The sequence below is a fragment of the Pseudoalteromonas sp. Of11M-6 genome (assembly GCF_022347905.1).
Classification (GTDB): domain Bacteria; phylum Pseudomonadota; class Gammaproteobacteria; order Enterobacterales; family Alteromonadaceae; genus Pseudoalteromonas.
Window position 1 is genome coordinate 18,043 of the sequence record NZ_JAKRFW010000011.1, and the last position, 23,007, is coordinate 41,049.

A 23,007-nucleotide genomic window follows, 5' to 3' on the forward strand; every position below is an offset into this window, starting at 1 on the left:
CCTTGGTATCTTTGTTGCAAGATTATATTAAAAGCGTAGTGCTTGAAACTGGCAATTGACACCCATATTAAAATAATTATGAAACTAAATCCCAGAGATGAACAAATTCTGTGTGCGGTCATGCGCCATTATTGTAATGGTGAAGGGCAGCCTGTTGCATCCAGCAAAATAGCAAAGCAGGACGGCCTTGCTATTTGTTCTGCAACCGTGCGCAATGCAATGGCAAGACTTGAAAATCAAGGCTTATTGTATTCGCCGCACACGTCAGCTGGCCGCGTGCCCACCGATCAAGGTGTAAAATTCTGGCTACAGGAGTTTTTTCCTCTGGCTGATGTTGCCGTTCATTGGCAACCAGATCAATCCGCAATAGTCTCTTTTGCCCACTTATTGAGCCAAAACTTCCAGGTCTGTTGCTGCGTTGGATTACCACAAGTTAGCAGCAAACAAATGTTCCGTGTCGAAGTGCTCGATTTTGATCGTAAAAATTGGCTGGTCCTGCTGTTAGACAGAGCGGGGCAATCACACAATATTTGTATAGATAAACCCGTTGATGACTCCGACGCGTTGCGTTACCAGTTCGCGGCTTGGATGAATACTGTATTCAGTCAACAAACTTTAGTTGAAGGGTTGCACCGAATGCGCGCCATGGCACACAGCGCACCGCCGAGTTGTCATCATATTTTGGCCCAGTGGACTAAGCAGTTAAGTCAGCAATTAGGCTCAGATAATGCGATTGTTGTGGGCGAGCGCTACTTATATAACCGCCTAGAGTTGGATAGAGAGATTAATCTTGGCGTCGGATTTTTAGACCAAGTTGAAGACCGCTTGGCGTTTAAAGACGGTATATCCGTGTTGCTTGGCGAAGAGCTAAGCATGCTCGGTTTACATCGCGTAGTGGTGCTTAGTGTGCCGTATTTCTCCAAAGGAGAATATCAAAGTCGCTTTTGCGTCATTTGCCCTGCGGATTCAAAGATCGAAGCTATCTTGTCGGAATTCAAAAAATTGCCGCAATAAAGGGTTGAAACTCTCATTTCAATCCCCATAATTACCGCAGTTGTAAAGAATCGGAGAATCACCACATGTCTGAGCAGACAAAAGCCCCAGAGCAAGAGCTTGAACAAGAACAAACACAAGCGGAAGCGGAAGTTGTAGAAGCACAAGCAGAACAACAAACTCAGGAAGAGCAGGCAGAAAATGCGGGTGAGTTGAGCCCAGAAGAAGAAATCGCTGGTCTGTATGCTGAGCTTGAAACCGCTAAGCAAACTATCGACTCACAAAAAGATAGCGTTGTTCGCGCCGCTGCTGAGCTTGAAAATGTTCGTCGCCGTGCAGCGCAGGATGTTGAAAAAGCGCATAAATTTGCGCTAGAAAAGTTCTCAAACGAATTACTACCTGTAATCGATAACCTAGAGCGTGCGATTGAGTTTTCTGACAAAGAAAACGAAACTTTAAAGCCAGTGCTTGAAGGTATTGATATGACTATCAAGACATTTGCTGATGCCCTTGCTAAATTTGGTGTTGAAGCGGTAAACCCGCAGGGTGAAGCATTTAACCCAGAGCTACACCAAGCAATGTCAATTCAGCCAAGCAATGATGTATCACCAAATACTGTGCTTGCTGTGATGCAAAAAGGGTATACCTTAAACGGTCGTCTATTGCGCCCTGCAATGGTGATGGTCTCTAAGGCTGCTGAATAAGCAAATTCAATTTGAAAAAGCCGCTCATTGAGCGGCTTTTTTGCGTTTAGGAACGAATGTATTTGCTTACCAGCTACACAGCTTCACTCTATCAAACCAAGGGCTTGAAAAAGACTTGGCTGTGATGGGGAGGGGAGCCGTTACTTCGACGCCTAACTCTTTTGCTAAATATCTATGTACTAGTAGCTTTACTTTATCGCTTTCTAACTGGGTATATGCCAGTTGTAACGCTTGCTTAGTGCTTTGGTTGGGCATCTCCCCCTCGAGTTGTTTATAGCGCGCCTCAAGCCATTGTAGCCAAGCTTGTTTTGATTCGTTTGGAAAGGCTGTGGTTAGGGTAGACGTGGGCCCTTGTAAACGTTCGTAGTTCACGATTTGTTTTTGAATAAGAAAGACAAACATCAAGTTAATCCCCGCTGAGATTTGACCCGAGCGTTTATCAACGGCTTGATAGCCCAACAGAGCATGGCGAAAATACTGCTCGGCTTCAAATACTCGACCTTGATCAAGTGCGAGGCTACCCAAATTGCTTTCGATCATCGCAAGTACCGGGGTTTGCTTTAACTCCTCAGCTAATTTGCGTGCTTTGGCATACAATGTTCTCGCTTTTTGGTAGTCATCTTGGTTGCGGGCAACTAGCGCCATACTGTTAGTCAGCGTAAGTCGTTGGCGGTCATTTTCTGCATATTTGTAGGCACACTTAAGACTAGTATCAGCATCATCAAGGTATTCTTGTCGGCGTAACCAAATCCCTAGCGCACTCAAAATGGTAGGGAGGTTGGCTTTAAAAAACATGTCATCTGGATACAGAAAGGTCGCGTTTATTGAGGTATAGAGCCTATCAACTTTGTTTGTTGGTACAGATGCACGAGCGCTCAGCAAATGCCACTGAATAAATAACGGTACAGGTACATCTTGCAGTTGCTCTAAACTGTCGAGAATAATCAAGGATTGTGCAGGGTTAACCGTTAAATAGTCGCTGGCCTCGTCTAGCTTACTTTCAAAATATGAGAAGTCTTTCGCCAACGCATGTTGGCAAAAATAAAATGTACAAGTTACAAAGAGTAAAAACCGAACCAAGCAAATCCCAACCACATTTTTGCGCATCTATTAACTGTAGTCGGCAGTAACAAATAGTTCCAAATCAATTACGACAAACAGCATTATACAAAGATAAGCAACAATGTAGAGGTTACCTCTTCAATTATAAATGGGGATCGGAAACGTGATGAAAAGAAAACAAATTGTTGAGTTCACTCTGGTGCAATTCAATTAGCCGATTAATATTTTCAAGGTCTACAGTGGTTAAACTGACTTTGCTAAGCATATAGCTAACCGGAGTTCTATTCGCCTCGATACCAGAATAGATAACATCGGTATACTCTTTGGCTTGAATAAAGTGCTCGCCCGCGAGCTTATCTTCAACAACATAATCAACTCGCTGTTTACCCAACATTTTAAAGCGGCGAGCGGCATTGGGCAGGTGTACCAGCTGATCGTTATAAAAGTCTTGGATCAGTTTTTCAAAGGCAATTCCATAGTAGCTGCCGGCATTCAGAGCAAATGTGTTTCCTGCAAGGATCAACGACTCGACTTCGCCGCCAATTTTTGGTTTTTCTTTATGTTGGAATAATGCCATGACTTCTTGGCGGTAAGGTGTAGTGAAGTAAGCAAACTTAGCTCTAGATGCCGTTTTGGTCGCAGCCATTAGTACATCTACCTTACCTACCTTTAGCTCTGCTAGCATTCTCGCTGAAGTGGGATAAAAGACATATTCCAAGCAATAAGATGAGTCGTTAAACAAGGTGTTTAGCGCATTAATCTCTAAACCAGAGACATTACCTTCTTTACGGGAAATATAAGGAGGCCACAGTGTTTCGTTCATTCCTATGCGCAAAGTTTTGCTACATTTCGCTAAAGTTTCAAATGCCAAAAATGTGATAAGTAAACTAAGTAAAAGTGATATAGAACATTTCATGGCGTAAATCTCTGAGCGTTTTATAAAGCATGCTTATTTTATCAGCAAAGGAAGACTGGTACACGTGTTTTGTTAAACGATTAAGAATGTTTAATGTATCCGCAAAGTGTTTTTTGCTTCTTAATTTATTATTGTACATTGCGGCTCTGTGCGAGTACGGTCGCTATGGTATTGATAAGCTCAAGCTGCTCTATGGGTTTGGCAACATAACCATCAAATCCGACGCGCTCATACAAGGCTTTGTCTTCCGCAAAGGCATTTGCAGTCAATGCGATTATTGGGATATTGGGATCCTTTCTTTTGAGACGCTTGCAGGCTTCAACGCCATCCATTTCAGGCATTTGAATATCCATAAGTATTAAGTCGGGTTTGTTTAGCTCGAATTGTTCAATGGACTCTTTACCATTATTCGCAATCGTAATATCACCATTGGCTTTACTGATCATAGAGCGCACTACCAGCTGGTTTACTGGATTATCCTCAGCCAGCAATATGGACGTACCGCTCAAGTCTGCTGCTGTTAGCGGATCGCCTTTTGGTTGCTCTGATGTACACTTAGCCTTTTGCAAGGGCAACTCGATGCTAAATTGACTGCCTTCTCCGACAGTACTTTCTACTTTTATCGTGCCGCCCATCAGGTCGATTAGGGAGCGGGTGATAGAAAGGCCGAGTCCCGTACCACCAAATTTTCTGGTGGTGGACTTATCCGCCTGCTCAAATCGTGAAAAGAGTTTTTTGATTGTGGCTTCTGTCATTCCTATGCCGGTGTCGGCAACGGTGATAAGCATACCTGAATCATTTTGAAGTGGTTTTATATGGGTAATAATACTACCAGTTTCAGTAAACTTAATGGAGTTTGACAAGAGGTTAAGCAACACTTGCCTGACTCTGACTTCGTCTCCAAGCCAAAACTTATGCTCAAGTTCAACGTAGATCTTAAGCTTTAATCCCTTGTTTTTTGCCAACACTAAGAAATCTGAGCGTAGGTGTTCAACCAACACCTCAATATTAAATGGTCGTTCTTCAAGCTCAATTCTACCGGCTTCAATTTTAGAGAAATCCAAAATATCGTTGATGATAGTATTAAGTGCCTTAACCGAGTAAGTCGCCTTCTCAAGTAGGTTGGTAGCGGTGCTGTTAAGTGGTTCCGACTTTAATAGTTGTAATGTGCCGTATAAGCCATTCATGGGAGTTCGTATTTCATGACTCATATTCGCCAAAAAGACGGCTTTGGCTTTGGCTGCTTGCTCAGCTGCTTCTTTGGCGTGCGAGAGTTCTCGCTCATGTTTGAGCTGCTCAGTGAGATCTAATGCGATGCCCAAAAACCCATCAATATTGCCGTGTTCGTCGGTCAAGGTTGTTACATTTAACTTAATTTGAACGTGTTGATTCTGCTTAGTAACGTAAGTCCATCGACTAGTATCTACCACACCTTGTTTGGCTTTGGCGACAAACACTTCAAACCCAGGTTCAATGACTCTGCCAAGCTCTTCCGTTAACGCTTTTGCTCTTGCTATGACCTCTTCCTCAAGATGGAAAATGGCAGGGGATGATTTACCAATGAGTTCATCTTTTTTGTACCCTAATAAACGCTCAGCTGCAGGGTTAAACTGGGTAATGATACCGTCAGGATCGGTGGCGACAATGGCATAACCCGAACCTTCAACAATGCTGGTGTGAAGTTGGCTGTATTTTACGATTTCTTTAGTTCGTGCTTTTACTTCCTGTTCTAATGAAGAGTTCAGTTTAGCAAGGGACTGTGCTTTTTCTTCTTCGGCTGCTAGCTTTTCCTTTTCTGCTAAGCGCTGACGCGTAAAGCTTAAAAGCAGAATATAAGTGATGATTGCCAGTAGCGCAGACACCAGCAGCGCAACTTGCAAAATGGTATTAGGAGAGACGAGATTGAGTGAACGGATAAATTGCGGAGTTGGCCAAATTTTTACTTCCCAAGAGCGACCAAACAAGGTGACCTGTTTAGCCACCGAGTTATCCAACTCTTTAATATCTTCTTTTAGCACCTGATAAAATGGTGTGTTTTCATCGTTATTGGTTACATCGGAAATTTGAATTGAAACATCTTGTCGAAAAGACAGCAAAGTCGACAGGATCTCATCGATAAGTAACGGGGAATAAGTCCAACCAACTAAGTTGTCTAACCGATTTTCTTCATTTGTTGCCATACCAATAGAGGTATAAATTGGCGCGAGTATCAAAAAGCCGTATTTAATTTTATTGTCGGCTTGCACTAAGGTAATTGGGGCGGTAAGCCTCGGCTCATTGGCAGTTGCAGCTTCTATTGCCGCTGTTCTACGACTAGCTTCGGAACCTATATCCAAGCCGACGGCTTTATCGTTGTTTGCTTCGGGTTCAATGTACTGGATAACAAATTTGCTGGTGCTATGTGGGTTTAGCGTTTTGATGGAGAATGTTCTGTCTGTACGCTCAGCTTGTGCTTGTTGCACAAAGCTGCTTACGCTATCAACGGGGACATATTTGATGATCCCCACGCCACGAGCCCCAGAATATTCCGCTTGGAAGTCAAACGACCTGATATAACGCTGCATCGCCTGATAGTCAAAGCTGTGTTGTTGATTCGCATAAATTGCAGTGCGAAGCCCTAAAATACCGTACCAATACAGCGTAACGCGCTCGTTTACACCCTCAGTCACATGGTCAAGCCGTGAGGCAAGTGCCGCCGCTACCTTTTCAGCATGATGCTCCTTTTCTTGCTCATATAACACCAGCCCATAAAGCATACTGCCAACTAACACAAGTAGTGCAGCAACAAGTGGCAAAAATCGGCTCTGGCGAACTGTGTGAGCATTCGCTAACGACACGCTATATTCCTTACGCTTTAATTCTAATCAATATGTTAGTCCAGATAGCATAGAATTGATAGTGATTACGGTGAAGTGACAATCCTGAATTTATGCCTAATTTGGCTCATGAAAGACACATTATGAATTGTTATTTGGATAAATTGCACTCGACGGTAAAGTACTGCGTGGTTCGTATCGCGGCGATAAAAAGACGGCATTACAACTTGTTACTGTATACGATACAGAGTCAGTACTGTCACAACAGTCCACTGAAACCAAGCAAGGCGAGATAAATGTTGTGCGGCAATTGCTTGAAATGCTTGATATTAAGGGCTGTGTTATCACAGTGAATGCGCTACATTGTCAACGGCAAACACTTGAAATGATCGCTGCGAAAAAAGCCGATGTTGTGGTGCAGGTTAAAAAGAATCAGCCCAAGCTATATCAGGCTGTAACCGATCAATTTCAACGCGGTAGAACGACACAGAACCTGCGGCGGTAAAACCAGTATTGATACCAGCTACTACGTCAGCTCAATGTCACCAAAAAATAAGGTGCTAGGGCGCTAAATCCGTCAACACTGGCGTATAGAGAACTGTCAGCACTATGTACTAGATGTTGTTTTTAAAGAGGATTCATCAAGAATTTGTCTCGATGGTGCGGTGGAAAATATGGCCCTATTCAGGCGTTTTGTAATGAATATGCTCAAGCAGTGTGAATGCGGCTTACCGAGTCAACGGAGCAAATTGAAAACCGCTGGCTGGAACGACAAATTTTGGGCACTGGTGTTCTTTGGCTTATAAGTAATCAAAGTATGCTCCTCCCCCTGTGGTATGTACTAAGCCATTAGGAGAATAAAATGAGACTAATTAAATTATCAGAAGTACTAAATATAACAGGCTTAAGCAGAGCAACTGTCTACAGATTTATGGCTAAAGACGAATTCCCTAAAAGCGTGTCATTAGGCGCAAATTCAGTAGCCTGGGTTGAAGGTGAGGTAGAAGATTGGATTTTGGTAAAAGCGACGGCTAGAGATGCAAATTAATAAGGGGGCCTAACACTCTTAAATTAAGCCCAAATCCCTAGGTAAACTTCTGTTAAGCAGCCGCACTTACTTGTTTTTTATTTGCTTGGCCTTTGTATTTTAGACTAGCCATTTTATCTGACGAAACTTTTATATGAGCTAATGCCACTTCATAACCTAAAACCTTCAAGCGGTTGTAAGCATTTTTCAAATTAACTTTAGAGAAAAATGGCAATTTTGTTGGTAGTTCTGCAATATCATAGATAGCATAAACCACTCGATACTTACCTGTATCAGGCATAGCCTCTGGATCTGTTAGCGGCATAACACCAGGGTGGTTTGTATATAATTTTTGACGAGCTACTTCGCTAGCCCTAAATATTTCAGCTGAAACAACACCTTGACTGAACAGGTGGCTCAAAGTTGCCGACGAAGTATAATGCTTCACATGAATTAAATCGGTTAACTTGTCATGGCCATTGTTTAAATTTACTAAATCACAGAATTCAAATCGACTTTGTCCACCACCAATATAGATATTTTTGGTATCTAAGCATTTAATATTTGTGTCATTAGCAGCTACATCTTTATTGTAATCACCTTCTGAATCATGGTTGTATTCAGGTAAAGCTAATGGATAAATAGGGATTCTCCCCATAACGGTATTGATTTCTTTAACGAAGTCAGTATTTATTTCATACCATACACCTGCTCGAAGTTCATAGTGTTTACCGTTGTGAATAAACTCACAGTAAATACATTCGTAGCCAGACCATATTTGTAAGGTATTGTGATTATCATCTTTAGCATATACCTTATGGTCAACCTTTAAATGCTTGAGGTTTAATTGATTCTCTTTTTGCATTATGTAGCTTAAGTATCGCTCCAAACATAAAAGATCCGAGCGCTCCTTATTTCTTGCCCCATAGCTAAAGCCTGTGATCAGCTCTGATTCATATACTTCAGGAGCGATTAGCATTAGGTTATCGCCTGTTGTTGGCCCATTTTTATATAAATTGACTAAACGCTTTATGAGCTCAATATTTAGAGAAGTAGTGACTGAGCTTTCAGTCACTTCGCGAATATTGTCCACCCATTTAAATTCATTAGGTAATTCCTCACTATATTTTAAATATGCTCGAAGTAATAGCTTTGGAAGGCCTGTTAAGGTCCCTTTATATTTGATTCGTAAAGCCTTTCTTCGGCCTGCCACACGAGAACCAAATATTTTTTCACTACTGGCTCCTTCGATTGCAGACAGAAAATCTTCGTCTATGTCAATTGGAAAATCAGATACTTCAATACCTAAACCGCTTTGAATACGGTTGTTCAGTGGAGTGTGTTTATTTGAAGCTGTATCAATACCGCGGATATCTTTACGCTCAACAAGGTTGAGGGCTGTTCTTAATCCGAAGTCCGGAACCATGGAACTCATTTCTAGCATGTGATAGCCAGCTCCAAAGGCTATGAAAAAAGTCTTGCCTGCGTGGCGTACCTCTAATACAGCTCCTGTTGATTGATTAGTGCCAAAATCGACATCATTTAACTGATTGTCTGCATGAAATAATCCTGTAAAAGCAGGGGGATTAGAAGTAGGTATTTGAACATGTAATGTACTGGTGGTCCCTTCTATCTCAACATTATGGCTTTTCGCATCATTGAGTTTGATTGCTGAAGTATTTGAGCTCTCTTCAGATTTTAGTAGGTATATCGATAGTGGTGTAACTTTAAGCATGGCTGCTCCTTCTAATAATAAATTTATTTTCGCTTTGGACTCGCAAGTTTGCGATGTCATTTGTATACTGAACATGATTGTGCATTCTGTCAACAGTGAATTTGAAATATTTTTATTTTTTCGCTTTGAACTCGCAAATTAAAATTTCAGATTGTTTTATGGTTGGTTTTGTTTTTTGCTCATCGCTTTTGACTCGCATGTTAATTTGTTGATTTTTTCAGGCGGTTCGACTAAGGTACATAAATAAGAAAAGCATCGGGGGGCACTATGCAGGCCGTTAGTATTAAAAAAATACCAAAAGAAGAGTTTGAAGAGGCGACGGACTGGCGGGCTGATTATCACCTGTCAAAGGCGGCTATTCTTCCCGTGCTTGCAAAACAAAAACAATGGGCACAGTTGAAGGACCATAAAGTCAAGTTTGTTGATGGTTGGCGATTTAGCGAAAGCCCAGAATCAGAGTGGTATATGGCAAATGTTTCTTTGTTGGATACTAATAAAAGAGATCCTATAACCCTCAAATACCAGCCAAAATTGGTTGATGAGGAAACAAGGAAACTAGCGATAGATATTGAAACTACTCTGGTGGGAGAGCGCTATTACCGAATGAGGCATGTTGCTGACATGAGATTGAATCCGGAGAGTAGTCAGTACCAAACACCGATACTTTCATTCGAGTCTTGCGTTAAGCCTTCCGATGTTGTCGTACGTAGGGTCGGCAGTGCATCTGCAGCTTATATTTCTGAGTTTGATCGACAACATCCGATTGATGCCAACATGGCAATCGTTCGTGGCTTAAACCGCCACGATGCGCTTTGGTTAACTTATTGCTTGCAGCAACCTCTATATGTTGACTATCTAGAGAACAGAATTCGAAAAGACGAGCTGGTTCGTGTGGGCCTGTCGCAGTTAAAGAATATGCCTTTAGCGCCAACCCCTGATGAATTTACTCCTCTTTCTGAGCACTACCTTTCGTGTTTAGAACGGCTTTACTTTAGTCAAATGTCGCTGCGAGACCTGCGCGAACAGGTTTCAGCCTGGTTAACTGATTTCTTAGATAACTTATCCATCTCGTGGAATGAGAATAGGGTAAAGACGGCATGGTTCAAATCTGAAGACTTAAGTGAGCGTTTAGATTTTGGTTACTCAGAGCACAATAAAGTAACCCATCAACTATCCGCTAACGGCGGCCAATATCTATCTGAACTTGCAGTTATTGAACCGAAACAAGAGCAAGCGCTGCCAGAACGGTATCAGTTACTTAAAATTAAAGATTTAAAGCCGAACTTTCGAGTGTCTGATGACCTTACCCTGATCGACTCAAACCATGACGAAACGATTAAGATCAGCCGAGTGAAAAAGCGCTTGGTACAAAAAAATGATGTGCTGCTCTCAACATTCGCGAGAGAAAGTAAGGTATTGTGGATAAACGAAAATTTGCCTCAAGATACGCTGGCGAGTGAGCATTTAGCAACGCTGTTTTTCCACCAGTATGCAGGAGCGTACACCTTGCTGTTAGAAACGCCGTTAATCAAATGGCAAATGGCTCAATTAGTCAGTGGCAGTGTACAAGCTTTTATAAATTTATCCGATCTTGCCAAGGTGACGTTTCCACCGTTAACCAGTGAGCTGGCGACGCGTTGGCACAATGAATTAGACAACATCTTGAAAAAGCAAAGCCAAGCACTGGCAGAGATGAAGCAGATAAAGGCACAGATGGCACAAGTGTATAGCAGTGTTCATCCAAATCTAGACGAGGTGAACCATGTTAACTGACATCGAGTTACGGCAAGCGCTGCAACAGACCCTTGATGGCCTGACGAGTCAGCCACAAGCTCTTGACGATATCTGGTCAAAACAAAGCCATATTTGGCAAGAGTTAGGCTGGCAGAAGAGTCAGTTGTCGTTATGGCTAAACTGCCAATCAGCAGTGGAGAGAGAGGCGAATACTGGTCTATTTTCTCTTCGAACTGAAGGGAAAGCTACGGCGGATAACAGTAGCCAAAACTTAGGTGACATTTTGCTAGATTTGGTCGTCGAGCTGAAGCGGCCGTTACCAGTAAAGCTAGCGCTCAGTAAGCTGCCCAGCCATATCGTCGCCACAGAGGGCATGCTGAAAAGCGCGGTGCAAGAACACCCCAAATTAACCATGATGGGGCCCTTAATTAAGCTTGCTTAGTTATCCCTATCTTGAAGTAAACCAATTTGACCTTTGAGCCTGGATCAATAGAAAAGCCTCAACAAAAGAGGCACGTATTAGGAAAAGAATTATGAGTAATGCTACAGAACTCGCTCCAATTTATACGCCAGTTCGCAAACAATTTCGTCAATTTAGCGAATCGCTACCGCTAGAAGCAACACAAGACTTTTATCAAGCAGAGCTTGTCTGGGGTATTGTTGAGGGTAACCAAACACCAAAGATCTTGTTACTGGTGCTTGGTGATGGTAACTGGCATTACTCAGAGCCAGAATCGTTAGATGCACTAGTATTTGAGCTGCTGGGTGAAAATGACATGCTGGGTGACGAGAGCCAATGGCCAGCGTTTATCTGTTTGGCAGATGCGAACAACCAGCGTAGCTATGAGTTTAAAGGTTTTAGCCAAGCGGTACCTGAAATTCCAGGTATTGAGCTTATTCGCGATTACGAACGCTTGAGCGGAGAGCAGAATCTGGCTTGGTCAGCTATGGTATACCGTAACCTAATGCAAGACCTTGACGCGTTTCATGAACAGGTTTATCAAACCGTTAAAGATAAGGTGTCGGACAAAAACGACATTATTGAGGAAGTAGCGAAGATTCTGTTCTTAGAATCATTCCGAGTGCACCACAAATCAGGTAGTGACCTTGGTTTTGAACACAATGGCAAGGCGTATCAGCTACCAGAAATCTTTACTTACCAATATGTACAAGCACATGGTGATGCTGCTGTTGAGCTGATCCAGGCTGCATTTGACCATTTCAAATCACATCCGGACTATGTTGTGGTTAACGACGCGGGTGAAGCGAACCCGATCTTTGATGCGAAAACTCACCTTCGCCTAGAAAAGCCGCGCAACTACGAAACTCTGTTAAAAGCGATTCAAGACCTGGGACCATTCACCGATGAGAAAAACGGTGAAACTCGCCAAGGCACATTGGCCGATGTATCGGCTGACTTCCTTGGTCGTGTGTTCGATGTATTCCTGCGCGCAAACTTTGAATCCAAAGGCGGTTTGGGTATTTACCTGACGCCGAAGCCAGTCAAAGATGCAATGCTGGATATGGTTTTCCATGACATTGAAAACGATACTAATGCCGTCGCGCAAATCACCTCTGGTCAGTTCCGCTTTTGCGACCCTACATGTGGTTCTTACGGCTTTGGTTCTGTCGCGTTAAGCCGCGTTAAAAACTTCCTGCATACGGTAGCGGGTCTATCAGATCAAGAGCGCGAACAGCAATTTAACCACTTACTGGAAAATGGCTTTGTGGGGGCAGATGCTGCGCCGCGTATGGTGATGCTGGCACGTGTGAATATGGCACTGCAAGGCGCACCAAAAGCAAAAATCTTCTATACCGGTAACTCATTAACCACGCCGTCGCTAAAACCTAACAGCTTTGATTTGATCTGTACCAACCCACCATTTGGTACTCCGAAGTTTAAATCTGATAAACGCGGTAAAGAGTCGAAAAAAGCGTACGAAGCGGATATGGAACAAGTATTGGGTGGATTCCGCCCTGCTGAAGAGGTCGTCGATTCCTACAACGCCTACTACGACTACACCAAAATGACGTGGGAAGACACAGGTCCACTAGAACTAAACGAAGATGGCTCACCAGTTTGGGCTGGCTTCCGAACAGACTTGCGTAATGTTTCTACGGGTAAGAAGCCTAAGTACGAGTTGTTCCCGAGTGTGTCAGGCCTCGCACTGGGCAGCAAGCCAAGTAAAAATGGCGAATGGAAACCTGTTAAAGGCGGCTCGATTGACCCTGCCGTACTGTTTATCGATCGCTGTTTGCAGCTACTTAAACCTGGTGGCCGTTTAATGATTGTATTGCCAGACGGTATCTTGTGTAACTCGGGTGACCGTTATGTACGCGAATACATCATGGGTAAAAAAGATGAAAAAACCGGTGAGTTTAGCGGCGGAAAGGCAATTGTAAAAGCCGTAGTATCACTACCATCCGATACCTTTAAGCTTTCTGGTACAGGTGCAAAAACCTCAATCCTTTACTTACAAAAGCGCCCTGCTAGTGAGAAGCACCCAGAGCAGTTTTTGCCTGAACCACAAACCGATGTGTTTATGGCCGTAGCAGAAACCTTAGGTTACTTGGTTAAGAACAACATTGAAGACTATGCCGCTGGTGTAAGCAATGACTTAGACCCAATTGTCGCTGCTTATAAGCGAGGTGAGTGATGTTTCAAGTCAAAGTTGATGCTTCAAAATTAGGTGAGCGTTTAGATGCTGGTTTCTATCATCCAGAATATCTTGCTCTGGATGACAAATTAGATAACCTCGGTGCAAAAGCACTTAATTCACTCGTTGATGGTGTTTCTTGTGGTCCTTTTGGTGGGAATGCTATTGCAGATGATTTATATTCTGAAAATGGTGTTAACTTCATTAGACCATTAAACATTACATCAAATATTTTTGATGATTCGTCACTCGTAAAGGTTCCTAAGTCCCTTTTATTGGGTAATGGATTAAAAGTTTATAACGGAAGTAACTTATATTTTGGTCGTGTAGGAGTTCCTTGCGTAGCACTTATTGAAGGTGAAACAAGTATTTCTCCGAATATTATTATTGCAAAACTGCATGATGGTGAATCAGATTCAGGTTATTTACATGCATTTTGCTCATCTCTGTTTGGTTTATCTCAGTTAAAAAGACAGCTTAAGGAGGTCGCTCAGCCCACGACTTCAACTGATGCAGTGAGGTTCCTAAAAGTATATTGCCCTAATCCCATTTCCCAAAAATACATCGGGGATAAAGTTCGTCAAGCCGAGCAACTGCGCGCTTGGGCTAAGGTGTTGTATCGCATCCCCGCTTTCATTGATGCACTGATTCAAGAAACTCTTCCTACATCGCTTACCGAAGCTCTCACTGACTTATTAGTGAATGACAAAAAAGAAGCAACGAAGGAATTGACAAATTTTTTGTCACTAAAAAATGAGGACCTTGATACTAAACAGGCTTTTCAAACCGTTATCGATAAAAACAAAATGGGCTCAGTTGACACTGAAAGAGAGTTTTTTCATATCAACACCGTGGCAACCGATGCTATTGATGACTTTTTATCAGCGCAAACGTATCGACCAGCAATTACTGAAGCATTCGACATTATAACTTCTGCAAAGCACTACAAGAGTTTGCAAGCAATTAGTTTGGAGCCTATTCGACAAGGAGCAACGCCTAAATTTTCATCGATAGGAAAGAAATGTATTAAATCAAAGCAAACAAGAGATTTGTTTTTGGATGAGACTGGTTACGAAACGGTTGACCCCGATGATGAGCAAAACAAACGTATTGTTCGACTAAGAAGAAATGACATTTTGGTTACAAGGCAAGGAGCAGGAACAGTTGGTCGTGCGTCGATTTTTATGGATGATGAAGAGGTATATATAACCGATTCTTTATTCTTAGTTCGTATTGATTCAAACAAAGCTAATCCAGCGTTTATCGCCGGTTTTCTTCGAACTTATACGGGGCAGCGCTTGATAGAAAAAGGCGTGTATGGCTCAACCGGACAGTTAAATCTATCAAGTGGCGCTTTACGAAATCTTCCTGTGCCAGATGTTGATTTGGGTTTTCAGAACTTTCTTGGTGAAGCTCTTAGCACAGCTGACACCTTGTTTAAGCTTTCTACAAGACTGACTCAAGCAGCCAAAACCCTGGTTGAAGCCCTTATTGAAGGGCAGCTTACCGAATCGCAGTTGGTTTCCGCTCAGCAAGCACTAGAAGCAGGCGATGAGTCACTTGATCGTGCATTGCTTGAACGCATGACAGCTGAGGGCATTGATGGCGAAGGTGATCCTCTGTTTGACGATATCGAGCAGCTCTATGACCTGTTAGAACAAGCCAATCAAGCGCTTGACGCTGACGATACGATGGCGGAGGCCTAATGGAACAGCCATCATCACACGTCTTGAGTGACGAATTACTGCAAAGCGAAAACTTTTTGTTGGCTAGCGTGGTCAGGCCGTTAGAGCGTCTGTTGGAAAGTGGCTGCGCCATTATTCAAGATAAAGCCGTTCGCGAGCTGCTCACTGGCTTGGCTTACCCCTGTGATGATGGCAAACATTGGGTAGCCAGTAAGCGGCTACTTGATGGTGTGACCGAACTTGGTTCAAGCTCGCAGCTGGTGGCTGCTGTACTCGCTTGTGATAGCCAATTCCGTCAGCCTTGGTTAAACCTTATGGCGGCACGCTGCCAAGAGGCGTCTGAGCTGAGCGATCCACTGCAATTGGTTGAGCGTATCCACCAGCTTGGCGCTGCCAGCGAGTGGGTAGAAGCTTCACTCGCTGAGGCCTCTTTGAGTGCAACACCTTATAGTGCGATAGAGCGTGAGCTATTGGGTACCCAAGCAGACAGTATTAGTGCGCTACCTATTTTAACACGCGTATTAACCACCGCTTATCAATTGAGCTTATGGCGCGGACAAGCCTTACCGGTGATCGCGCCAACTGCTTTACAAGGTCAGCGCCCAGACATTGATTGGGTAAAGGGACGCTTGTTGCTGGTGCCTAAAGCCAATACTAAATACAACCCGTATCTGTTGGTTTCGCTCTCTTCATCTTACTCATCTTCTCGTTCTATCGAGACCAGACAATCAGATGACTGTGCTCGTCATGAGCTTGGGCAGCAAAAGATAGGGCAATATGATTTTGACCAACATACATTTGATAACCTCCCCCTAGATGCAACAAAGACCCGCAGTGATTTAGCGCTCGATTGGGTACTCAGTTCGCCTTGGGCATTGCTGCTAGCGGCGATCACCTATGAGCAGGATATATGGTCAAGCGAAGGGCTAGGCGGTTTAATGCTTGAGTTGCCATCCGGGCAAAGTGGCTATAAACCCAGTTTGGTGCAGGTGTTAGTGCTAAACCGAGATGGCGATGAGGTGCTGTGCGGTAGCTTGGCTCAGTTTGTTTCGCGGATCTTGGCTGAATTATCTATGGCGTTATTCCCAGCTGCTATCAGTACTCAAGAGCTTGACCAGCAGCTTGGCGATGTGATTGAGTTATTGCTTAAACGCCAAGTATGGCAACATCGAGATGGCATTAGTGGCGAGCTGGATTACTACCAAATTAACCCACAGTTTGCTGATGCCTGTTATCGCATGAAAGGCCAACGCGCTTTTGCCCTGTACGGAAAAAAACTGCGAGAGGCGATCCGTACCCAGGCTTTGCGTTGGCGCCAAGAGCAAGAGTCGCTTATCAGCCAGGCCCATTCAACCAATACGAGTAATACCTCAGCGCAGTTTTTAAAGGATGTAACATAATGACAAAAAATAATGCTATCAATGAATCTCAAGATGTTTGGAAAGCGCTGACAGAACAACATAACTGGGCGGCAACAGGTGTTTCGGATTATCCGTCAAAAGACCCGCTTGTTGGGCAAAGTAAATTTTTCAATCGTTATCGTACGTTTATTAAAACCATTGACCATGAAGACGATAAATTCGCTCACGTATTTGCCGTTGAAGGCGAGTGGGGGCGGGGTAAGTCTCGTTTGGGTTATGAGTTGATTGCACAGATCAATGATTGCTCTAAAGGTTGGTACGTGCGTAACGGCAGTGGAGAGCTAGAAAACGCTGAACTCTTTGATGATGAGAGTAAGCGAGAAGAGTACTTAGGCCTCTATATTCGCTACTCGCAAATTGTGTCTAAGTTTCAAAACACCGATAACTGGTTTGCCTATGGTTTATATCAAGCGTTGACCCCATTGGCGACTAAGCAGTTTGATGGCTCTATTCAATCAAGTATCGCTAAACAGGCACTGCAACGTATTGAGCCGTTTGGTTTTGAAGCTGCAGAGCTAGCGAATCGGTTAATGCTTGATCATGCTTTTTCTGATGAGGTGCTGTATTACGACCAAGCTCAAGATGAAAATGGCAATACCATTACAGTCACCCAATTGGTTGATTCGGCTTACCAATACCTTCAAAAGTTTGGTATTCAATATATCTTGATTGTGCTTGATGAGCTAGAGACTGTCGCAGAAGCTGCTACCTACGGCATCGATAGGGACGACGCTTGCCAACTGGATGGAGAGGCCATCCGTCTGATTGGTAAAGCGATTAAAGAGGAAGATCCACGTCGTAAGTTGCCATGGTTGCGCTATGTAGCGCTTTGTTCCCCGCTATTGGGGCAGCAGCTGCGTGAAATTCAATCGACGGCGCGTCGTTTTGAGCTAGTGGAACTCGAAAATAATGCCTTTGCTGATGTATCAGATTATGTCGCTAAGCTGCAAGAGGGTAACAAGCTACGTCATCAATATCCGATAGGTCTAGTTGAAGCGGCTTATGCCATGAGTGGCGCTAACTTTGGTTGGTTCAACGTGGTGATGGCTAATATTGATGTTGAGCTAGATAAGCTCGCAGGGAATAGCCAAGAGTTTAGCAATGTGGGGGAGTTATTTGATCAAGTCTTAGAAAATTCTGGGCGGATCTCCGATCATGTTTTAGATCACAATGCGATTAACGGCATTCAAACTGAGGACAAAGCACTTCTTAAGCAAGCGCGTAATTTGTTGTTTGCTCAATTACCTAAGGCGCTAGATGTCGATCATCAACATTTGTTGGCGTTATTGCCACTGAAAAATGAATATGATGAGCCGATCGTCAGCTTATATCGTAAAGTTGATTGGTCGATGCTTGATTGCCGTCAAGCATTGCAAGATGGAAAATTCCGCCGTGATCGTGATGAGTGGTTCTACCCAAGCGTAGATCAAGGTTTGAATCTTCAAGCCCTGCGTCAGAATTTACGCACGTTTGCCATTAACGAAACAGGTGATGAAAATACCTTCCTTGTACCGCTAGATGTTCAAGAATTCCGTCACTTGATCAGTCTGCTATATAGTCATCCCGCTGCAGAATTTGCTGCTGACGCACTATGGAAACGTTTCTTTGGTGATGTACAACAGTTAGACGATGAAGACAAAACCCATATCGGTCCAAGTGTGGCGATGCTGCTTCGTTTAGACATGCGTTATCGCTCCCAACAACAAAACTCAATGATTTTCCGTGAAGTAGGCTATGCCGACGGTCATGAAAAAGCGATGTCAGTGCTTAAGGCTGAATGGGAGCGTTCACCACTTGTAAGACGTCGTACTCGATTGTTGGGGCTATTTCGCTTATTGGATCGAGATTGGAACTACAACCAAGAAGCCTTTGTAAGTAAACAAGACTTGGCTATCCAATTTACTAAAGCAGGTGGAGGGCGAGGCGCAAGCTCTGGATTGCAGTATTGTGAGGGCTTAAAGCTTCATCCTCAAGGGAAAGCTGCGTTTGCTTGGGTAGACAGTAAAGATGAGCTCACACGTCTAAACGAAGAAATAACAGGCCAATATGGGGCGATTGGGCGTGTACCTGTTGTTGCATTCACCGGTTCGATTGGGGTGATGGACGATTACGCCAAGGGCAGTGTTAAAGACGATTTGAAAGAGAACATCTTACTCTATTATCTCAACACCAGTGAAATTGATGTGATTGAAAGAATTGGTGTCGACCAGCGTCTGCAAGAGGGCTTTGAGCTTAATGAGCAGGTGTTTACCTCGAAGTTCAAGAACCGTCTGAATAACATTCGTGATTACACCTACAGCCGAATTCATGAATGGCGACAATGGCTAAATGAGCGTGGTTTGATAGCCTGGCCTCTAAAGCCTTCTGGGCGTATTAACGATGATGATCGCAATAAGCTTTTTAAGGCTTGGCATTTACTCCTAGTCCAAGATAACAACGTCAATAGCTTGAATGATATTTTGCCTGAGCATGGCGTTGATGCGGCAGATATTCGAGCGGTGTTCAGCCGTTTATCACTAAACGGTAAAGTTTTACAAAGTGGCTATCAGTCAAACGAACATGCTGGTCTTTTTAGCGACATTGAGCACCCGGCACAGGCACAGGCGCGTGTACCTGCATTTTTGGCTGAGATAGCCAACCCGAAAAAAGCCAAATCATGGACATTGGACGACGCTCAAGAGAAGTGGTACTGGGGGTATTTGTGGTCCCCAGCGAGTCAAGGCTTATCTTCTAAAGCGGTATTCAGTGATTGGATGTGGCTCTGCAGCCAACTGAACTTAGCGAAGATTGAAGATCGCCAAGCTAAGAAAGAAAAATGGCTACCTGTTACACGCTCTGAGATTGAAGAAGGAGAGCTTGGTTACGCAGTTGCTTGGTTTAAAGGCAAAGGCGAGGATAGCTATCAAGGGCGAGTTGAAGCGCTAAGAGAAGTATTCGGAGAGGATAAGATCCCAGGTTTGTTTGCCGGCATGCAGGGTAAGCATGGAACTGAAACCACCAAAGCACATAATCATTTGGAAGCGGCAGCTGAGCTGGTGGTTCAAATTAGCGACAAGGAAACAAATCTTAAATCAGAGCTATCCGCAGTTGTTGATGAGCTCCCCGAATTGCTTCGTCTGCGGCATCAAGTGCTCAATCATATTCGTGCCGTACGAGATACTCGAGAAGCAAGCGCGGATTTGCGGTTGGAGCAGCGTATTCGATTAGAAGATGACTCTCGTTCGCTGTATTCGCGTATTGAACAGGCATATCAGTTTGCTCAGTTTGTACAAACTTCTGCGAAACGAATTGATGAGGCATGTGCGAACGTCGCTTCGATTATTAGCGACGAACCTGCAGCTAAAGCTCCGTTCCCCGTTAAGTTGTTTACCCTCTCTTTGGGGACGATTAGTAACATTTTACAAGGGGCGATCAAGCAGTCTCAGGTTACCGAAACACAACGAATCGAATATCAAGGTTCAACCGAGACGCTTAACTTCTATTTGCGTACGTTGCAATTAGACAAGGTTTCCAGTCGACTGGATGATCTTGCCAGAGAAGTGGGTGTTGATATCCGAAGTGGTAGCCATCGAAGCTTTGAGGATATCAGTGGTTATATCGTACAGGCTTATCGTAGCTTGCTTAAAATGTTTGCTGATACAAAGGCTGATTTTAGCAAACTGGACAATAAGCTTTCGGCCCTCAAGCACCAGCTTGGTGACATGTTGCCGGTCGACTACCCTGAAGCTGAACACCCAAAAAAAGTCCTCGAGTATCAAGATTCGTTGCGTGATATCGAAGATGCATTACTGGAACTAGACGAGCAAGTTGATCTCTTTAGAGAGAAGTTCTCAACCGATGCTAGAACGGGGCAGTTCTCAGCAATTAAAGATGTACCAGTGAAGTTAATGAGACCCATAACTGCACAGCTCGGTGTGCTAATGGGTAAGGTGAACAGTGTAGAGTCTGCGGTAAAGAGGTATCGAAATGAAATCATTGAAAAGGCCAATCAGACTTTAAGGCCAGAAGTGACGCCGCTTTTAATGGCGGTAGGCAAGCCAGCACTTTCGACGATCAAAGATGAAGAGTTTACCGATTTATCGTTGTCTGATTTGGCTATTGAGCTTGAGTGTCGTCATCGCGATTGGTACAAGCTCGCGGAATATGCCTTGCAAGGAACCTCGATTTCTGTTGAGCGCTGGGTGGAAATTTCTTCGCTGATGCTCAGCAAATTAGAACCTAACCTTACTTCTCAGGAGCAAAGTGAATTAGTGGACAAAGGAATCATTAAACTTCAAATCACCTTTGGAGGCGCTTAATGACTTTCTATTTAGCACTTTCACTTGCTAATCATCGCAGAGGGCGGTTTTTAAGTTCGCTTATTGGAACGGAGCCCGTCACTGAAACACTACCGCATCAAGGTTGCGTATTGATGTTAGGTAAAGACTTTCAACAGCTTGATGCAGCCAATAAGAGAGAGTGGCGCGACTGGGCGTTGCTGTCTGGGCGAACGTTGATGTTGCTTCCCCCTTACTCCTCTGGAGTGATTGATGAGGATATAGACTGGCAGATTGGTTTCAGTGAGGCAGTGCCTTCTGTCGATTCGCCTTTGGCGCGACTATTAGAGTCCGAGGTAACCCAGCAGATTGCAGGTAGACAAGGTGTTTGTGAGCGTTCACAGGGTCATCTTTGGGGCGCTTCTGCGGCGAATACTCGTTACCTGAAACATCATGCTGCCTCGGGAGTGTTTGCAGTTACTTGTTTGCCAATTTGGTCAATCTCATTAATTGACGAAACTGAGTTAGTGCGGGAATGGTTTGCGTTCTTTGACCGGTTAGCAGGAACACCAGATGCTATCGAGACTGACGCCGCCAATGAACCAACCCAGTTAATAGCGACTGATTATTCGATCATGGCCTGTATATACGCATGGCAGGCGATCTCTGCGAGAGAACTGAATGCCTATCTATCTAATCAAGCATTTCCCGTTTTTCAGTTTACAGGGAATGAAATGGATGAGGGCTTTTCTCGATTGTTAGCAATTGGATATGTAAACGAGAGTGGGCTAACCACTGAGGGGTTAGAAATACTCAAAGACAGTGCTTACTGGCTTTACGCAGAGCAGCTAAAGGATGCAACACGATGAGAAAACAAAACTTAGCGCAATCTTTGGCGGTTGAATCACAAATCCGTCTGCCGGGAAGTGCAGGGCGATTGTTACAACAAATCAGAGATGTGCTTGCCGTTGCACCATTGTTCAAAAGTGCTGGTCTCGTAAAGCGTGTTGAACGGCCAAAGGTTATTGACTTGACGGTCTCCGGGATTGCCACCCATTCCTGTATTAAAAACGCCTTAGGCGGCTATATATACGCGTCTGGTGCGGTTCGCATAGATATGTGTATCGAACAAAACCAAGTGGGGACCGGTAGTAACGATTCTGTATCAGAGTTGGATGATATCGATTTTGAAGCGCAACGAAAACGTCTAGATTTGGTGGAAATTCGCCAGGCCTATCAATTGGTCGAGAAGCAGCTAAAGCAAGGAAACCCTAGTCAATTAATTCTATTAGATACGCCACTATTTTTGGATAGGGCAATGACGCCATTGGATCGTAATGTAAAACACGTTGAGGAGTACCAGCGTACAAAAAATGTGATAGCGCAATTCTGGTCCAGCTATCGGGAACAATTGTTCCCGTGGAACCCTCAAGGTCCTGTATTAGCGAGTATTGTATCCGAAAGATTTAGTGCCATCGTTAACATTGCCAAGCAAGATTTGCGTACAGAAGAAGGTCGCAAGCACTTGTTAACGACAGATGAGCTCCAGCAGAAAAATTTGGATAAGCTCGCTGATATAGGGTCTCGCTTAGCCGGTATTGGTGATAAGCGTTTCATTCATGGCATTTTGGGATCGTTTACGCGCACGATGGCATTTAGGATGACAGAGAACTGCTCAAGAATGGAGCCAGCTGAAGCAGTTGATGCTGGTGTTATTGGCTTTCACTATCGAGGCGGACACACCAGTCAAATTCAAATGGTACAGCTTGCGGGTGAAGCTCAAGACTGGGACACCAAAAAGCTTGATGCAGTCGCTTGGAAACTGATGGCTTTAGATATCCAAGGTCAAAGCAAGCTAAAGCCACTACCACAACTTTTAGCGATGCAGCAATTGAAAATGCTGGACCAGTTTGCAGCGTATTACCGTCAGGGGTTAAGCGATGCAATCAAGAATAACGATGTAGAAGATACCTGGTTATCTGGGTTGGACGAGGAATAAAA

At 43.9% G+C, this 23,007-nt stretch carries 15 protein-coding genes and 1 pseudogene; 12 read left to right on the top strand and 4 right to left on the bottom strand.

Translation table 11 applies throughout. The annotated features are described in order from the left end of the window. The first annotated feature begins 78 nt into the window (after positions 1 to 78). A complete protein-coding gene (locus MHN32_RS07460; protein ID WP_206471604.1) occupies positions 79 to 1,014 on the top strand; it encodes an HrcA family transcriptional regulator in 936 nt (311 codons plus the stop codon). A gap of 65 nt (positions 1,015 to 1,079) precedes the next feature. Continuing rightward, positions 1,080 to 1,697 carry a nucleotide exchange factor GrpE gene (gene grpE / locus MHN32_RS07465; RefSeq protein WP_102056533.1) on the top strand — a complete coding sequence of 206 codons (618 nt, stop codon included), beginning with the start codon at positions 1,080 to 1,082 and terminating at the stop codon, positions 1,695 to 1,697. A gap of 66 nt (positions 1,698 to 1,763) precedes the next feature. Here the strand turns inward: grpE and MHN32_RS07470 are convergent, their stop codons facing one another. From MHN32_RS07470 to MHN32_RS07480, 3 genes are all read right to left on the bottom strand, one after another. Further along, positions 1,764 to 2,804: a tetratricopeptide repeat protein gene (locus MHN32_RS07470; RefSeq protein ID WP_010606438.1), complete on the bottom strand. Its 1,041-nt coding sequence runs from the start codon at positions 2,802 to 2,804 to the stop codon at positions 1,764 to 1,766. Between the two features lie 97 nt (positions 2,805 to 2,901). Then, complete coding sequence (locus MHN32_RS07475; RefSeq protein ID WP_237116936.1) at positions 2,902 to 3,582, bottom strand: transporter substrate-binding domain-containing protein; 681 nt, start codon at positions 3,580 to 3,582, stop codon at positions 2,902 to 2,904. Between the two features lie 221 nt (positions 3,583 to 3,803). Next, the gene (locus MHN32_RS07480) at positions 3,804 to 6,512 is read right to left on the bottom strand and encodes a CHASE domain-containing protein (protein ID WP_237116937.1); all 2,709 of its coding nucleotides are present in this window, start codon (positions 6,510 to 6,512) and stop codon (positions 3,804 to 3,806) included. A gap of 142 nt (positions 6,513 to 6,654) precedes the next feature. On the opposite strand from MHN32_RS07480, the pseudogene MHN32_RS07485 reads away from it, so the two are divergent. Both MHN32_RS07485 and MHN32_RS07490 read left to right on the top strand, forming a co-directional pair. Then, a pseudogene (locus tag MHN32_RS07485) lies at positions 6,655 to 7,297 on the top strand (ISAs1 family transposase); the annotation flags it as partial. 56 nt (positions 7,298 to 7,353) lie between these two features. After that, positions 7,354 to 7,539 (top strand): AlpA family transcriptional regulator, encoded by a 186-nt coding sequence (locus MHN32_RS07490; protein ID WP_239421409.1) that lies wholly within the window; start codon positions 7,354 to 7,356, stop codon positions 7,537 to 7,539. Positions 7,540 to 7,591: 52 nt separating this feature from the next. Here the strand turns inward: MHN32_RS07490 and MHN32_RS07495 are convergent, their stop codons facing one another. After that, the gene (locus tag MHN32_RS07495; RefSeq protein ID WP_239421410.1) at positions 7,592 to 9,253 is read right to left on the bottom strand and encodes a TIGR04141 family sporadically distributed protein; all 1,662 of its coding nucleotides are present in this window, start codon (positions 9,251 to 9,253) and stop codon (positions 7,592 to 7,594) included. Between the two features lie 267 nt (positions 9,254 to 9,520). Between MHN32_RS07495 and MHN32_RS07500 the strand changes: the two genes are divergently transcribed. The 8 genes from MHN32_RS07500 (at position 9,521) to MHN32_RS07535 (ending at position 23,005) form a co-directional block, all read left to right on the top strand. Next, complete coding sequence (locus tag MHN32_RS07500; RefSeq protein WP_239421411.1) at positions 9,521 to 11,026, top strand: hypothetical protein; 1,506 nt, start codon at positions 9,521 to 9,523, stop codon at positions 11,024 to 11,026. Continuing rightward, positions 11,016 to 11,429, top strand: coding sequence for a hypothetical protein (locus tag MHN32_RS07505; RefSeq protein WP_239421412.1), 414 nt, complete (start codon positions 11,016 to 11,018; stop codon positions 11,427 to 11,429). The genes MHN32_RS07500 and MHN32_RS07505 overlap by 11 nt, the downstream gene beginning before the upstream one ends. A gap of 91 nt (positions 11,430 to 11,520) precedes the next feature. After that, entirely contained in the window at positions 11,521 to 13,644 is a 2,124-nt protein-coding gene (locus tag MHN32_RS07510; RefSeq protein ID WP_239421413.1) for an N-6 DNA methylase, read from the top strand. After that, positions 13,644 to 15,350 (top strand): hypothetical protein, encoded by a 1,707-nt coding sequence (locus tag MHN32_RS07515; protein ID WP_239421414.1) that lies wholly within the window; start codon positions 13,644 to 13,646, stop codon positions 15,348 to 15,350. Before MHN32_RS07510 ends, MHN32_RS07515 begins: the two co-directional genes overlap by 1 nt. Then, entirely contained in the window at positions 15,350 to 16,729 is a 1,380-nt protein-coding gene (locus MHN32_RS07520; protein WP_239421415.1) for a hypothetical protein, read from the top strand. The genes MHN32_RS07515 and MHN32_RS07520 overlap by 1 nt, the downstream gene beginning before the upstream one ends. After that, positions 16,729 to 21,048, top strand: coding sequence for a hypothetical protein (locus MHN32_RS07525; RefSeq protein WP_239421416.1), 4,320 nt, complete (start codon positions 16,729 to 16,731; stop codon positions 21,046 to 21,048). The genes MHN32_RS07520 and MHN32_RS07525 overlap by 1 nt, the downstream gene beginning before the upstream one ends. After that, on the top strand, positions 21,048 to 21,875 hold the full coding sequence (locus MHN32_RS07530; protein ID WP_239421417.1) for a hypothetical protein: 828 nt from the start codon (positions 21,048 to 21,050) through the stop codon (positions 21,873 to 21,875). The genes MHN32_RS07525 and MHN32_RS07530 overlap by 1 nt, the downstream gene beginning before the upstream one ends. Next, complete coding sequence (locus MHN32_RS07535) at positions 21,872 to 23,005, top strand: hypothetical protein (protein WP_239421418.1); 1,134 nt, start codon at positions 21,872 to 21,874, stop codon at positions 23,003 to 23,005. The genes MHN32_RS07530 and MHN32_RS07535 overlap by 4 nt, the downstream gene beginning before the upstream one ends. The last annotated feature ends 2 nt before the right edge of the window (positions 23,006 to 23,007 follow it).

Excerpts from the sequence above, each read along its gene's own strand:
- MHN32_RS07520 (WP_239421415.1), top strand. The coding sequence starts at position 15,350 with ATGGAACAGCCATCATCACACGTCTTGAGTGACGAATTACTGCAAAGC.
- MHN32_RS07460 (WP_206471604.1), top strand. The coding sequence starts at position 79 with ATGAAACTAAATCCCAGAGATGAACAAATTCTGTGTGCGGTCATGCGC.
- grpE (WP_102056533.1), top strand. The coding sequence starts at position 1,080 with ATGTCTGAGCAGACAAAAGCCCCAGAGCAAGAGCTTGAACAAGAACAA.
- MHN32_RS07490 (WP_239421409.1), top strand. The coding sequence starts at position 7,354 with ATGAGACTAATTAAATTATCAGAAGTACTAAATATAACAGGCTTAAGC.
- MHN32_RS07535 (WP_239421418.1), top strand. The coding sequence starts at position 21,872 with ATGAGAAAACAAAACTTAGCGCAATCTTTGGCGGTTGAATCACAAATC.
- MHN32_RS07475 (WP_237116936.1), bottom strand. The coding sequence starts at position 3,582 with ATGAACGAAACACTGTGGCCTCCTTATATTTCCCGTAAAGAAGGTAAT.
- MHN32_RS07525 (WP_239421416.1), top strand. The coding sequence starts at position 16,729 with ATGACAAAAAATAATGCTATCAATGAATCTCAAGATGTTTGGAAAGCG.
- MHN32_RS07495 (WP_239421410.1), bottom strand. The coding sequence starts at position 9,253 with ATGCTTAAAGTTACACCACTATCGATATACCTACTAAAATCTGAAGAG.
- MHN32_RS07505 (WP_239421412.1), top strand. The coding sequence starts at position 11,016 with ATGTTAACTGACATCGAGTTACGGCAAGCGCTGCAACAGACCCTTGAT.
- MHN32_RS07500 (WP_239421411.1), top strand. The coding sequence starts at position 9,521 with ATGCAGGCCGTTAGTATTAAAAAAATACCAAAAGAAGAGTTTGAAGAG.
- MHN32_RS07530 (WP_239421417.1), top strand. The coding sequence starts at position 21,048 with ATGACTTTCTATTTAGCACTTTCACTTGCTAATCATCGCAGAGGGCGG.
- MHN32_RS07515 (WP_239421414.1), top strand. The coding sequence starts at position 13,644 with ATGTTTCAAGTCAAAGTTGATGCTTCAAAATTAGGTGAGCGTTTAGAT.
- MHN32_RS07510 (WP_239421413.1), top strand. The coding sequence starts at position 11,521 with ATGAGTAATGCTACAGAACTCGCTCCAATTTATACGCCAGTTCGCAAA.
- MHN32_RS07470 (WP_010606438.1), bottom strand. The coding sequence starts at position 2,804 with ATGCGCAAAAATGTGGTTGGGATTTGCTTGGTTCGGTTTTTACTCTTT.